The 14,574-nt window shown below is 43.6% G+C and carries 12 protein-coding genes; 5 read left to right on the top strand and 7 right to left on the bottom strand.

Annotation, left to right across the window (positions count from 1 at the left end; genetic code table 11):
- Positions 1–128 precede the first annotated feature (128 nt).
- A complete protein-coding gene (locus tag AMBT_RS12420) occupies positions 129–2,690 on the bottom strand; it encodes a TonB-dependent receptor plug domain-containing protein (protein WP_013784976.1) in 2,562 nt (853 codons plus the stop codon).
- 293 nt (positions 2,691–2,983) lie between these two features.
- Complete coding sequence (locus AMBT_RS12425) at positions 2,984–3,334, bottom strand: Grx4 family monothiol glutaredoxin (protein ID WP_013784977.1); 351 nt, start codon at positions 3,332–3,334, stop codon at positions 2,984–2,986.
- Positions 3,335–3,844: 510 nt separating this feature from the next.
- On the opposite strand from AMBT_RS12425, the gene sodB reads away from it, so the two are divergent.
- The 4 genes from sodB (at position 3,845) to AMBT_RS12445 (ending at position 9,438) form a co-directional block, all read left to right on the top strand.
- On the top strand, positions 3,845–4,426 hold the full coding sequence (sodB, locus tag AMBT_RS12430) for a superoxide dismutase [Fe] (RefSeq protein WP_013784978.1): 582 nt from the start codon (positions 3,845–3,847) through the stop codon (positions 4,424–4,426).
- 241 nt (positions 4,427–4,667) lie between these two features.
- Positions 4,668–6,590, top strand: a complete 1,923-nt coding sequence (locus AMBT_RS12435; RefSeq protein WP_013784979.1) for a PrkA family serine protein kinase — start codon at positions 4,668–4,670, stop codon at positions 6,588–6,590.
- Between the two features lie 43 nt (positions 6,591–6,633).
- The gene (locus AMBT_RS12440) at positions 6,634–7,920 is read left to right on the top strand and encodes a YeaH/YhbH family protein (RefSeq protein ID WP_041452976.1); all 1,287 of its coding nucleotides are present in this window, start codon (positions 6,634–6,636) and stop codon (positions 7,918–7,920) included.
- Between the two features lie 3 nt (positions 7,921–7,923).
- Positions 7,924–9,438, top strand: coding sequence for a SpoVR family protein (locus tag AMBT_RS12445; protein WP_013784981.1), 1,515 nt, complete (start codon positions 7,924–7,926; stop codon positions 9,436–9,438).
- Positions 9,439–9,536: 98 nt separating this feature from the next.
- Here the strand turns inward: AMBT_RS12445 and AMBT_RS12450 are convergent, their stop codons facing one another.
- The 4 genes from AMBT_RS12450 to prmB form a co-directional block, all read right to left on the bottom strand.
- Entirely contained in the window at positions 9,537–10,001 is a 465-nt protein-coding gene (locus AMBT_RS12450) for a hypothetical protein (RefSeq protein ID WP_013784982.1), read from the bottom strand.
- A 192-nt stretch (positions 10,002–10,193) separates the two neighbouring features.
- Positions 10,194–11,369, bottom strand: coding sequence for an MFS transporter (locus AMBT_RS12455; protein ID WP_013784983.1), 1,176 nt, complete (start codon positions 11,367–11,369; stop codon positions 10,194–10,196).
- 136 nt (positions 11,370–11,505) lie between these two features.
- Complete coding sequence (aroC, locus tag AMBT_RS12460) at positions 11,506–12,624, bottom strand: chorismate synthase (RefSeq protein WP_013784984.1); 1,119 nt, start codon at positions 12,622–12,624, stop codon at positions 11,506–11,508.
- Positions 12,625–12,633: 9 nt separating this feature from the next.
- Positions 12,634–13,569, bottom strand: coding sequence for a 50S ribosomal protein L3 N(5)-glutamine methyltransferase (prmB, locus tag AMBT_RS12465; protein ID WP_013784985.1), 936 nt, complete (start codon positions 13,567–13,569; stop codon positions 12,634–12,636).
- A gap of 88 nt (positions 13,570–13,657) precedes the next feature.
- Here prmB and smrB point away from each other — a divergent pair, with 88 nt between their 5' ends.
- Positions 13,658–14,251, top strand: coding sequence for an endonuclease SmrB (gene smrB / locus AMBT_RS12470; protein WP_013784986.1), 594 nt, complete (start codon positions 13,658–13,660; stop codon positions 14,249–14,251).
- Between the two features lie 84 nt (positions 14,252–14,335).
- On the opposite strand, the gene AMBT_RS22220 is transcribed toward smrB, so the two are convergent.
- A complete protein-coding gene (locus AMBT_RS22220; RefSeq protein ID WP_013784987.1) occupies positions 14,336–14,461 on the bottom strand; it encodes a DUF3149 domain-containing protein in 126 nt (41 codons plus the stop codon).
- Positions 14,462–14,574: the final 113 nt, after the last annotated feature.

The raw sequence follows: 14,574 nt of genomic DNA on the forward strand, positions 1-14,574 counted from the left end.
TTCAAATTGCTTACAGTTATTTCACCATCATGCCAATTTATTGGTCTGCTTGCACGATGAAATCTTATATTTTTAGCATTTAGAGAAATAAAAGGAGGCGAACGCCTCCTTTTACCTGGTTTCCGTTTTTAGAAAGTGTAAACACCTCTCAGGTAATAGAAACCGCCATTGATACCGATGGGAGACGTAGTCGGATACAACGAACCTGCAATACCTGCATACTGCGTGTTTTCATCTGGGTACTCATCAAACGCGTTTTTCGCACCCACTGTTACGGTCAGCTCTTCTGTGAAGTTATAAGCCATTTCCAAATCAATCGTGATTTCAGACCCTACTTTATCGATAGGTAGTGCTGAATCTAGGTGATCTTCATAGATGCTACCGAAATAGTTTAGGCGAGCTAGGAAGCGCCAGTCACCATTCGTATGGTTAGCTGTTGCACTGTAGCGTACTGCCGGAAGGTTATCTTCCAACATGCGGATGCGTTCAGCTGAAATATTATCAGATGCTCTATCTACTTCGGTGGACGTCCAGTTGTACGCGAGCGAGAACTTAGTTTCGCCTTCGAACATATCCATGCTGTAGTTTGCTACCACATCAAGACCTTCGGTTGTGGTATCGAAGTCATTGGTAAAGAAACTAATTTCACTAAAGCTAGACGCATCACTGATGCCTTGATCAAGCAAAATCGCTATATCTTCATCAGTAAGCGCAATACCAGAAGCGGTACTGATACGGTCAGTAAGTTCAATGTTGTAGTAATCAGCAGTAACGAACAAACCGTTATCGAAGTCTGCCACTACACCAAAGGTAATACTTTCAGATTCTTCCGGAGTAAGCTGCTCACCACCTTTAAGCTGTGACACAGGATCGGTAGGTGGAAGCGTAGCACGGTCGATAAGCTTGCCATCAGTACCAAATGCTGTGGTTACGTTACGTACGTTACTTTGTCCTAATGTAGGTGCTTTAAAGCCAGTTGAGAAAGCACCACGGAACGCGATGTTTTCAAGCGCTTGCCAGCGGAACGCCACTTTACCTTTAGTGGTATCACCAAAGTCTGAGTAATCTTCGTAACGAATAGCACCCGCTAACATAAAGGTCTCAGTGATGTACGCTTCTGCATCTACGTAGAACGCGATGTTATGACGCGATACTAAGCCTTGGCTGTTTGCCGCTAAACCAGGGAAACCATTTGAACCAATACCAAAGCCTTGTGACGCTAGAGGACCAATTTCATAAGATGCAGTATCACCGGCAAAACTCTCGTAGCTTTCATGACGGTATTGGAAACCACTTGCTACAAATAACGGCTCATACAAACCAATTTCAAAAGGCTTAGTGAAATCTACGTCAAGGGTTTGCTCTGATTGCGTATAACGACCAGGGCTAAACTCGAACGGAGTATCGGGACCAAGTGATGGGTTGATGGTGTTGCTGATAACAAAATCAACTTCGTTTTCACCTAAGTTCAAACTTACGTCATAAGTGATGTCGTTCGCTAATTCACCACGGGTTCCGAATACCAATGACATATCGGTAACCGTTCCACCGAAACGCGGTGTGAAACCACCTGGCAATATTTCGTTGAACGCAAAACAATCGGGGTTATTAGCCACTTCATTGATGTAGCGTTCGTTAGTTAATACGTTGTCGCCAGGGATGATGTCGGTAGGGCAGTTACCTGAAAGGTCGTCGGTTAAGTCACCAACCAATAGGGAACCGTCATCAGCCGCGTAAACACCGCCACGAGTGTGCGGGTTACGGTAGTAGAAACCACCTTCCACTTCACGCTCAGCGAAGTTACCGAACATATAGGCTTCTGCGGTATCACTTAGCTCTAACCCTAGGTTAGCGAAAAGTTTGTAGTCGTGTTTAATTTCAGGCGAACCCCAAATTTGTGCAGGGTCGGCAACGAAAGTATTGCCAGCAGCGACTAACGCAGCTGCATCATCACGCTGAACACTTCGAGAAGTATCATCGGCAGTACGGTATTCTGCAGAAAGGTTAATGAAACCTTTATCAGATAACGGCATACCAATATTACCAGACAGCTGAATCATGTCGCCGTCACCTTCGTAATACGAACCGTAGCGAGCTTCAAATGAGCCGCCTTCTGACGCATCGTTTAATACGAAGTTAATAACACCGGCAATGGCGTCTGAACCATACTGCGCCGCAGCGCCGTCTCGTAATACTTCAATTTGCTTTAATGCCGCTGCTGGAATAACCGAGATATCTGGGCCTTGTGCACCATCAGACAAGCCACCACCTAGAAATGTGATTACCGCAGAACGGTGACGACGCTTACCGTTTACTAGCACAAGCGTGTGATCTGATGCCATACCACGAAGGTTAGCAGGACGAACTAGGGTAGATGCATCATTAATAGGTTGGTCGTTAACGTTAAACGACGGAACAACCGTTTGCATCATAGAGACAACATCGGTGGCACCCTGATTTTTAAACTCTTCATCAGAGATAATATCGATAGGTACCGCAGATTCAGCGACAGAACGTGGCGCTGCGCGTGAACCTACAATGGCGATTTGTTCATAATCTTCTGCGTTCGCTTCTGCTGCATCTGCCGCCTCTTGGGCGTGCACTGGCGCAATGGCCATAACAGAAAATGCCGCTGACGCAGCAAGTACGCCTCGAACGTGTTTGGTCAATAAAGACAAAGATGTATTCATAGTGGTTTCCCGGGATTTTCCCCCTGTCACCTCTACGCTTTCATAAACGTAATAAGTGCAGCGAGTGATAGTTATTTTATACCTTTAACGCTGACCATATACTTGTCAGCACCCACGTTTTATAAGATGTAAACTCTTATAAAACAAACGTTTTTGGACAAAATAATTATTTATTTTCAAACCATAGAGGATTTTGTTTTCTGGTCTGTCTATTAGTATTTACGGGAATTGAAAGTGGTGTGATTTTGCGGGGTTTTAATCAAAAAAGCCGGCTAATTGCCGGCTTTCTAATCTTATTCTTCAGTCTTGTGTTTCTCTGCCGTTTCTTTAATTAACGGCTGCAATTCGTTTTGTTGAAACATTTCCATGATAATGTCACAACCACCAACTAACTCGCCGTCTACCCATAATTGCGGGAAAGTTGGCCAGTTCGCATACTTTGGTAGTTCAGCGCGAATATCTGGATTTTGCAAAATGTCTACATACGCAAACGGTTCACCACAGCCCATTAGTGCTTGTGATGCTTGTGAAGAAAAACCACAACTTGGCAGTTTAGGAGAACCCTTCATATATAAAAGAATAGGGTTTTCTTCAATTTGTTGCTTAATTCTGTCTACGGTGGATTGAGTTTCAGTGTTATCCATCAGGTCCTCTCAGCGGAAAAGTTATTCCCTATAAGTGGGAATGAGCGTGTAGAATTCAAGGGTAATATTATCATAGTTTCTTTCATGGGTTTATACTCACCGCATCTGAAAGGGATATTTATATAACCCGTGGTGCCCACGACAATTGTGGATAGCAGTAGTCTTATATAGCGTAGTCGCATTGGTAAGATGAAAGTGATCTTATATCCAATGCTGATATTACTTACTATCAGTACTCTCGTTTCTATCGTTTGCAAAGTAGCGGCTACGCAGCATAACCTAGCATTCATGATATGGGGATTTGAAAGGCAATTATTATAACTAGACAAGAATTTAGAATTTTCATAAATTTGTCATTGAGTTATACAAATTTGCCCCTACATCTACAGCATGCTTTTGCTATTATAAAATAAGCATCTTAGATAAAGTATTTATACAGGCTCGTTGAACAGGCATTGCGAGCTTAAATTAACGTTGTTTAAAAAACATTAAACCAACATGGAGACCGATATGGCTTTTGAATTACCAGCATTACCATACGAAAAAAATGCACTTGAACCGCATATTTCTTCTGAAACGCTGGACTATCACTACGGCAAGCATCACGCTACTTACGTAACTAAATTAAACGGTTTAGTTGAAGGTACTGATTTGGAAAGCAAAAGCCTAGAAGAGATCATCAAGTCTTCTGAAGGTGGCGTTTTCAACAATGCAGCACAAGTTTGGAACCACACGTTCTACTGGAACTGCTTAAGTCCAAATGGCGGCGGCGAACCTACTGGTGCACTAGCTGACGCAATTAATGCAAAATGGGGCTCATTCGCTGACTTCCAAGCAGCATTCAATGATAAAGCAGTGAACAACTTTGGCTCTAGCTGGACTTGGTTAGTTAAAGCGGCTGACGGTTCTCTAGACATCGTGAATACAAGTAACGCCGAAACACCAATTTCTGGTGACGAGCTTACACCTGTATTGACGGTTGACCTTTGGGAACACGCTTACTACATCGATTACCGTAACGTACGTCCTAAGTACCTAGAAAACTTCTGGGCACTTGCTAACTGGGAATTTGCTAGCGCGAACTTCGCGTAATCATTTTCAGACAAATTCAAAAACCCGCTTAGGCGGGTTTTTTTATGCCCATTATTTAATAATATACAGACTTTTAAGTAATACTAATGGGGGTATTTGACTCAATTTTAACGAAAAAATTCCATTTTTCGTTAGATCAAACATTTCACGTCTATACAAAAGTTTACTATGATTTTTGTTTCCTATTTCTAAATACCGACTAAGCTGAAATTACGGGCAACCGTTTTTTTAAGAGGTATTCATGGGTATTTTCGAACATTACCAAAACCGATACGAAGAACGAAAGCAGGAAGAGTTTACCATTGAGGAGTTCCTTGAGATTTGCAAGGACGACACAGCAGCTTATGCAAATGCTGCTGAGCGATTGCTCAGTGCCATTGGCGAGCCTCAAATGATAGACACCGCGACGGACCCCGCACTGAGTCGCATATTTTCAAACCGCGTGATTTCTCGCTACCCCGCGTTTAATGAATTTTATGGTATGGAAGAAGCTATTGAGCAAATAGTCTCTTACCTAAAACATGCCGCACAGGGGTTAGAAGAGAAGAAACAAATTCTTTATTTATTGGGGCCTGTAGGTGGAGGTAAATCGTCGTTAGCTGAACGTTTAAAAGAACTGATGCAACATGTGCCGATTTATACCATTAAAGGCTCTCCGGTAAATGACCACCCTTTTTGCTTATTTGACGCCGAAGAAGACGGACATCTACTTGAGCAAGAATATGGTATTCCTAAACGCTACCTAAAAACCATTATGTCGCCGTGGGCACGTAAGCGTCTGCACGAATTTAATGGTGACATTACTCAATTTAAAGTTGTGCGTGTCTACCCTTCTGTGCTTGATCAGGTGGGTATTGCGAAAACTGAACCTGGCGATGAGAACAACCAAGATATTTCAGCCTTGGTAGGTAAGGTAGATATTCGCCGGTTAGAACAATACGCACAGAACGACCCAGATGCTTATAGCTATTCAGGCTCACTGTGTAAAGCGAACCAGGGGTTGATGGAATTCGTAGAAATGTTTAAGGCGCCAATTAAAGTGCTACATCCACTACTTACTGCCACCCAAGAAGGTAACTATAATCCTACGGAAGGCTTTTCAGCGTTGCCTTTCGATGGCCTGATTTTAGCCCACTCAAATGAGTCAGAATGGCAAACCTTCAGAAACAACAAGAATAACGAAGCCTTTTTAGACCGCGTTTACATTGTTAAAGTGCCCTACTGTTTGCGTGTAAGTGAAGAGATTCATATCTACCGTAAGCTGCTAGATAGCAGTGAACTTAAAGGGGCACCGTGCGCACCAGATACCTTGGAATGCTTAGCGCAGTTCACTGTGCTATCTCGATTAAAAGAACCTGAAAACTCGAGTTTGTTCTCAAAAATGCGGGTTTATGATGGGGAAAGCTTGAAAGACACCGATCCTAAAGCGAAGTCATACCAAGAATACCGCGACTATGCAGGCGTAGATGAAGGCATGGAAGGGTTGTCCACTCGCTTTGCCTTTAAAATACTATCCCGTGTGTTTAACTTCGATCATCAAGAAGTGGCTGCCAACCCTGTGCATTTGTTTTATGTGCTTGAAAGGCAGATTGAACGTGAACAATTTCCACCTGATTTAAGTGAGCAATATTTAGAGTTCTTAAAAGGCTATCTGATACCAAAATATGTTGAATTTATTGGTAAGGAAATTCAGACCGCGTATTTAGAATCTTACTCAGAATACGGGCAGAATCTTTTCGACCGCTATGTCACCTATGCAGACTTTTGGATCCAAGATCAGGAGTATCGTGACCCTGAAACCGGTCAACTTTTTGACCGCGCGTCGCTAAATGCTGAACTTGAGAAAACCGAAAAGCCTGCGGGAATTAGCAACCCTAAAGACTTCCGTAATGAGATAGTGAATTTCGTACTTCGTGCACGAGCCAACAATGGTGGTAAAAACCCATCGTGGACGAGTTATGAAAAATTACGCACTGTGATTGAAAAGAAAATGTTTTCCAACACGGAAGATTTGCTGCCAGTTATTTCGTTTAATACAAAAGGGTCGGCCGACGAACAGAAAAAGCATGACGACTTTGTAAATCGAATGACGGAAAAAGGCTATACACAAAAGCAAGTCAGACTATTGTGTGAGTGGTATTTACGAGTTCGTAAAGCCTCATAATGGGCTATTTACTCGTGGTTCACCCTATGACAAGCAGGTGGTTATGGCGCATTTCATCGACCGAAGACTTAATAGTAAAGGCAAAAGCACGGTAAACAGACAGCGCTTTATTAAACGCTACAAACAACAGATAAAGCGTGCTGTTACCGATGCTGTTGGTAAACGTTCTGTTACCGACCTAGACTCGGGCGAGCAGGTAAGCATTCCTACTCGCGATATTTCTGAACCTGTATTTCATACCGGAAAAGGGGGCAAGCGAGATATTGTCCACCCCGGTAATGACCAATTCATTGCAGGCGATAAAATTGACCGCCCACCAGGTGGCGCGGGTCACGGTTCTGGTGAAGGGGAAGCGGGTAATAGCGGCGACGGAGAAGATGAATTCGTTTTCTCCATCTCAAAAGACGAATATTTAGATATTTTGTTCGACGACTTGGCGCTGCCTAATTTAAAGAAAACGCAGTTTGATAAAGTGATTCAACATGAAACCTATCGTGCTGGGTATCAAACTGACGGTGTGCCGAGTAACTTAGACATTGTTCGTTCCCTTAAGGGATCGGTGGCAAGACGAATTGCGTTAACCGGTTCTACCCGAAAGCGTATCAGAGAGTTAGAAGAACAGTTAGCCATACTAATGACTGCGCCTACTAACAATGCACTAGCCATTGAAGAGATTGAAAAAGAGCTCACACTACTTAAAGCCAAAGTGGCTAAAGTCCCTTTTATCGACACCTTCGATTTACGTTTTAAAAACTACGACAAGCGCCCTATCCCAACGAGCAAAGCGGTGATGTTTTGTTTGATGGATGTTTCAGGCTCTATGGATCAAGCGACCAAAGATGTAGCAAAACGCTTCTATATTCTACTGTATTTATTTTTAACACGTACCTACGAAAATGTAGAGGTGGTGTATATCAGGCATCATACTCAAGCGAAAGAAGTCGACGAACAAGAGTTTTTTTACTCTCAAGAAACCGGCGGAACCATTGTTTCTAGCGCACTGAAGCTCATGGACGAGCTTGTTCGCGAACGGTTTAGCGATGGCAATTGGAATATCTATGCCGCTCAAGCGTCAGATGGCGATAACTGGGCCGATGATTCGCCTTTATGTAGCTCACTTTTAGTTAATAACCTATTACCCGCCACCCGCTACTTTGCCTATATTGAAATAACCGAACGCCAACACCAAACCCTTTGGCGAGAATACGAAAAGGTCAGTCAATCTTTCGACAATATAGTATGTAAACACATTCAAACACCGGATGATATTTACCCTGTATTCAGAGAAATATTCAAGCGTACCGAGCAGTTGAGTACGCAAGGAGGTTAGCCCATGTCTGTAAGTGCAACGCGTCAAAAACATAAATTAGGTGATGGCCCAGATTGGACGTTTTCGTTACTGACCGACTATGAAACAGAAATAGACCGTATTGCTAAAGCGTTTAAGCTAGACACCTACCCAAACCAAATTGAAGTTATTACCGCCGAACAAATGATGGATGCCTATGCCAGCATAGGTATGCCGCTAAACTATACCCATTGGTCGTTTGGTAAAAAGTTTATTCAAACCGAACAACAGTACCGCAGAGGCCAAATGGGCTTGGCCTATGAAATTGTGATCAATTCCGACCCTTGCATAGCGTATTTAATGGAAGAAAATACCATTACCATGCAAGCGTTGGTGATGGCCCATGCCTGCTATGGCCACAACTCTTTTTTTAAAGGTAACTACCTTTTTCAAACCTGGACAGATGCCAGTTCCATTATCGACTATTTGGTATTTGCCAAGAAGTACATTTCTAAATGTGAGCAAAAACACGGTGTAGAGGAAGTTGAGAACATTCTTGATTCTTGTCACGCCCTAATGAATTACGGTGTAGACCGATACAAAAGGCCACAAAAAATATCGCTTCAGGAAGAGAAAACCCGTCAAGAAGAACGTGCTCAGTATTTGCAGTCACAGGTTAATGAGCTGTGGCGAACCTTGCCGGACAACCCTAAAAGTAAAGATACAAACACCCTACGTTTTCCTTCCGAGCCACAAGAGAACTTACTGTATTTCATTGAAAAGAATGCGCCACTGTTAGAACCCTGGCAACGCGAAATTGTGCGCATTGTGCGCAAGGTATCTCAGTACTTCTACCCACAAAAACAAACTCAAGTAATGAATGAAGGCTGGGCCTGTTTTTGGCATTACCACATTCTAAATAAAATGTACGACGAGGGATTAGTCAGCGACCGCTTTATGATGGAGTTTTTGCACAGTCATTCCAGCGTAGTCATGCAGCCCGATTACAACAGCCCATACTATTCTGGTATCAACCCTTATGCATTAGGGTTCTCGATGTTCATGGATATCAAACGGGTGTGCCAGTCTCCCACCAAAGAAGATTATGAATACTTGCCAACTATCGCTGGTAAAGATTGGCTTGAAACCGTGCATTTCGCCATGCACAACTTTAAAGATGAAAGCTTTATTAGTCAGTTTTTGTCACCCAAGCTAATGCGAGATTTCAAATTATTTGCCTTAGAGGACGACGCGAGTAATTCCTATGTAAGCGTCAGTGCTATTCACGATGAGAACGGCTATCGGACCATTAGAGAAAAGCTCTCCGCCCAATATAATTTGAGTAATTTGGAGCCTAATATTCAGGTATATAACGTTGATGTAAGAGGCGATCGGTCTTTAACCCTTCGCTACGTTCCTCAACATGGTATTCCCTTAGGAAACTCCAAAGGTGAGGTTATGCGTCATCTTCATAGATTGTGGAAGTTTGATGTAAGACTTGAGCAAGAAAACAGTGCCGGGCTTCCTACCCTACTGGCCGAGTGTCGAACCAGTAAATGATTGTACCTTTCACCTTCTGATATGCGGGGCAATCACTCATATGCACATTCTTAGTTGCACACAGGAGCCTGACTTACTGCTGCAAAGGCAGGGGTATGTCAGGCATTCAGTGTTTTAATTGTTTGATTTGGCTTAGGCTCATCAAGAAAACCATTTTCAGAGGCGTAGAGAAACGCGTCATCGATACTCAGCACGTGAAAGCTGACGTAATCTTTGGCTCGTTCGGGTAGCATTTTAGCCAGTTGGTATCGTTTGACGGGGTTAGTTTGGTATACATAAAACGTTGCTTTAACACCCTTTTCGTAACACCATATTCCGTATTCGGTAAACTTGTCCATGGCATCAAATGTGGTCAAATCCCACTTATCCAATAACACGATATGCAGCCAACGCTTATTAAATTTTGACGATACTTCCTGCTTAACATCAGCAATATAGCTATTTGATATTTCAGTAGACCATTGACCGACTAATTCACTAATAAGTGTAGAGCCCACAATCTCAATGCTATAAGCGGCATGGGGAAACTTTTTATAACACACCATATCAGAGCGTGTATTCATGCTAACACTCCTCTTTAATACAAGAAGAATGCTGACAATAAAGCCTATATCTATGGCGCAGAGTATCGCTCCATGATGCCATCGATTCTTCCTACCTTTTTCGTGTTGCGTCTCTCACAGTATAGTCAGTTATTGTAAGTAGGCTAATTTTTGGCAGCGCTTTTGAACAATAGTCTTTGATAAGAATAACTTCTACATGAGGTGCTTACGCTTACAGAAAAACAAGGAAGCCGCCCCTATCGCCGAGAACACCGCTGCGGTGGCAAAGGTTTCGTACGCGTTGGCTCCTTGGTCCCATTGCTGCCCTGCCATATAGTTACCGAACGCACCACCGAACCCAAATGCCACACTAATATAAATGGCTTGACCTCGGCTGTGAAATGCAGGTGGTAAAAATTGATGAATGAAGTGCACAGACACCGCATGGGTTAACCCGAAACTGAGTGCATGAATAACTTGGCTGAGTAATATCACCGCCATGCTATCGGCAGCAGATGCTAATGCGTACCAACGCAGTGCGGTTAATAACAAGCTGGCGAATAACAGATTCCACACGCCAAAACGTGCAGTTAAACGGCTAGCAATAAGAAAAATACCCACTTCAACCAGTACGCCCAGGGCGATAAATAAACCAGTTTGCTGACCGCTGTAGCCAAGGTCGCGCATATACAACGCGAAAAAGCCGTAATAGGCTCCGAAGCTAATTTGTAAGCATATAGAAGCAAAGATGAAAACTACAAACGGGCGCTGTTTGGCGTACTGCCAAATACTGCCTACGGCCGTGTGTTTCTCGGCACTGGCTTTAGGCGCTTGAATGAATAACGTGGTCACGAACAACAGCAATAACACGCCCACACTCGCTATTACTGGCGTTTCAGTAGAAAAGCTATCTAAGGCTTTACCTACACCTACCGTTAAGCATATAAAGCCAATGCTTCCCCACAACCTTATAAGCCCGTAGCTGGCTTTAGTGCCTTCTACTGACTTCATGGTGATAACCTCTAATTGAGGTAGTACCGCGGTCCAAAACATCATCATTAAGCCGAAAGAAAGGGTAAGCCCCCAAAATCCTTCGAACAAGAATACGGAACAGAAAGTTGCCACGGTAAGAAAACTACCCAGCCTTAACACACTCACCGCGTTGCCTTTTTTATCAGCAATGCCCGCCCATATTCCTGGCCCTAAGATACGTGCAAGGGTTATCACTGCAAAAAGCTCCCCTATTTCAGCAGAGCTAAAACCACGACCATCGAGAAATATTCCCAAGTAAGGGACCAAAACACCTAACTGACCAAAGTACAGCCAATAGGTTAACGCGAGAACAATGAGTGATTTATGGTTAGCAAAAGGCAATTTAGCGAATGGCACTGCACAACTCCGTATGCGATAGCGCCACAGGTAACGTTACCTGTGGCGTATGAAGGGGATAAGCTGGATGGTATATTATACTGACGCGCTGTTTTCTTATCGCTTAGTTAGCGCTTAGTTAGCGCTTAGTTAGCGCTTATTCAGCTTTACCTGCCTGACCTGCCTGACCTGCAATAGCTACGGTAGTCGATACCACAGAAGCGTTTTGCGCACGGTGACGCAAGTAGTGATCCATCAATACAATCGCCATCATCGCTTCAGCAATAGGCACCGCACGAATACCGACACAAGGGTCGTGACGACCTTTGGTGATGATTTCGATTTCTTCACCCTGCTTGTTGATGGTTTTACCTGGCACTGAAATACTAGATGTTGGTTTAAGTGCCATATGTACTTCAAGATCTTGTCCTGTTGAAATACCGCCTAATACGCCACCCGCATGGTTTGATTGGAAACCTTCAGGTGAAAGCGTATCTCGGTGCTCACTGCCTTTTTGGTTAATAACCTCAAAACCGTCGCCAATCTCTACGCCTTTAACCGCATTAATGCCCATCATAGCGTGCGCAATATCGGCATCTAATCTATCGAATACTGGCTCGCCCAAACCCACTGGTACGTTTTTTACCACGACTGAAACTTTAGCACCGATGCTATCGCCAGATTTCTTTAGCTCGCGCATGTATTCATCTAGCGCTTCGAGTTTGCTTTCATCAGGGCAGAAAAAAGGATTGGTATTCGTCACCGCATGGTCAACGTTTTCAACGCTAATAGGCCCTAATTGAGAAAGGTAGCCATGTACTTCAACGCCATGCACTTCTTTTAAATACTTTTTGGCAATACCACCCGCAGCAACACGTACCGCAGTTTCACGGGCAGACGAGCGACCACCACCACGATAATCACGTGAACCATACTTTTGATCGTAGGTATAATCGGCATGGCCTGGGCGAAAACGGTCGGCAATATTTGAGTAGTCTTGGCTTCGTTGATCTTTGTTTTTAATCAACAAACCAATACTGGTACCCGTCGTTTTTCCTTCAAACACGCCAGACAAAATTTGCACTTCATCATCTTCACGACGGGCGGTGGTATAACGGGATGTACCAGGCTTACGTCTGTCTAAATCGCCCTGTAAATCAGCTTCACTTAACGTGAGGCCAGGAGGGCAACCATCAACAACACCGCCAATGGCGATACCGTGGCTTTCTCCAAATGTGGTAACGGTGAAGAGTTTTCCAAAGCTGTTGCCTGACATAATCGAGAATTAATCCTTGCTGTTAAAATAGTTTTTTAATGTTGAGCTGTTCACGGCAAATATCCCCTGCCCGCCATTTTCAAAGCTAAGCCAAATGACTTCAAGGCCTGGGAAACGAGTGTCCATGTGCACTTCGCTGTTACCCACTTCAATGAACAACCAGCCGTTATCGGTTAGGTATTGTGGTGCTTCACGCAGCATAATATCCACAAGTTCTAACCCGTCGTCTCCGGCTGCTAATGCAAGCTCGGGCTCGTGATGATATTCATCAGGTAAGTCGGCCATGTCTTCAGCATCAACATAAGGTGGGTTTGATACGATTAAATCGTACTTCTGCCCGGTTAAATTAGTAAATAAATCAGAATGAATAGGGTAAACACGGTGACTTAATTGATGCTCTTGAATATTAATATCGGCCACTTCAAGGGCATCTTCGCTTATATCTACCGCATCAACCTGTGAGTCGGGGTACGCATGCGCAAGCGCAATAGCAATACAACCACCCCCTGTGCACATATCTAAAATATGCGACGGTGCTTCTTTAACGAAGGGCTCAAAATTATTTTGAATCAGTTCTGCAAACGGAGAGCGAGGGATAAGCACGCGCTCATCAACGTAAAATGGCATGCCGCAAAACCAAGCTTCGTTGGTAATGTAAGGCAGAGGCATACGGGTTTGAACTCGTTTTAAAACAAGCTCAGCAATTTTTTCGCGCTCACTTTTTGTGAGTCTTGATGACAACATGCTGTCGCCAACATGCTCAGATAACGAATGCGGCAAGTGTAGCGCTTGCATGGTAAGGCTTAATGCTTCATCCCAAGCGTTATCGGTACCATGACCAAAATAGAGGGCGGCGTCGTTAAATCGACTGGTAGCCCACCGAATCATATCAAGTATGCTGTGTAAATCTTCGATGGCTTCTTCTAAGTAAAACTTGTCGGTCATAAGAGCTTGGGTACATCAGGAATATGAAAGCTGGTATCATACCCAAAGATAACGCCTGCGCCCACGTTAATTTGCATATCGGTTCATAATGAAAGCATTTAAAAAAGAACTAAAAGCCATGAAAAAAGGCATTGAGAAGCTAAAAGTGATTGAAGATACCTTCTCATTTGCTGATGCTGTGCAAGGTGTAAAGCCCATGGAGCAGGACAAGATTGTTCCGAATAAGAAAGTCGCCCTTGAAAAGAAAAAGCAATTAGCAGGGGTTAAAGACCTAAAAGGCAGTAAGCAAGTAGCGGCGAGTTTTAGTTTTTCCGATATGTACCAAGCCGTACTTCCGCAAGAAGGCCCCATGCGGTATTGCCGAGAAGGCGTGCCAACGCATGTACTAAAACAGCTTAGACGAGGAGACTATTCCCCTGAGTTTCTGCTGGATTTGCACGGTATGACCCGAGAAATGGCAAAAACAGAAATAGCCTCATTAATTTATACCGCCCGAAAAGAGTCGGTAGATTGTGTTTCTATTATGCACGGGTTTGGACAGGGCGTTTTAAAAAATGCACTCCCCCACTACTTAATACAGCATCCACACGTGAATGCTTTCCATCAAGCACCACTTGAATACGGCGGACAAGCGGCATTGCTTGTGTTGCTAGATGTGCCCACGCCAGAATATAAGCGATAGTGAACGTAGTTATCGTTACTGAGTTTTTGACCTATCATTTACCTAATTCATGTCAAACGCCGCGACTTACAGGCAAAACAATTTTTACTTATCAAGTTCTGCGCTGTTGTGCATAAATAGGTAGGTATAAAACACGCCCATTCCAATAATAATACTAATACCTAAAAGCGAGCCCCATACAACGGGATCTGAAATCATACTTAGTAACATAGTGTTTCTCCTCACAGGGTTAATAAGGTAATGATAGCGATTTCTTGGCGAAGGTTTGTGATCTGGATCAAGTCTGAAATACGGTAAATAGGAGGGATGTAGAGAAGTTGATC

It is taken from the genome of Alteromonas naphthalenivorans (assembly GCF_000213655.1).
In the GTDB taxonomy this organism is placed as follows: Bacteria; Pseudomonadota; Gammaproteobacteria; order Enterobacterales; family Alteromonadaceae; genus Alteromonas; species Alteromonas naphthalenivorans.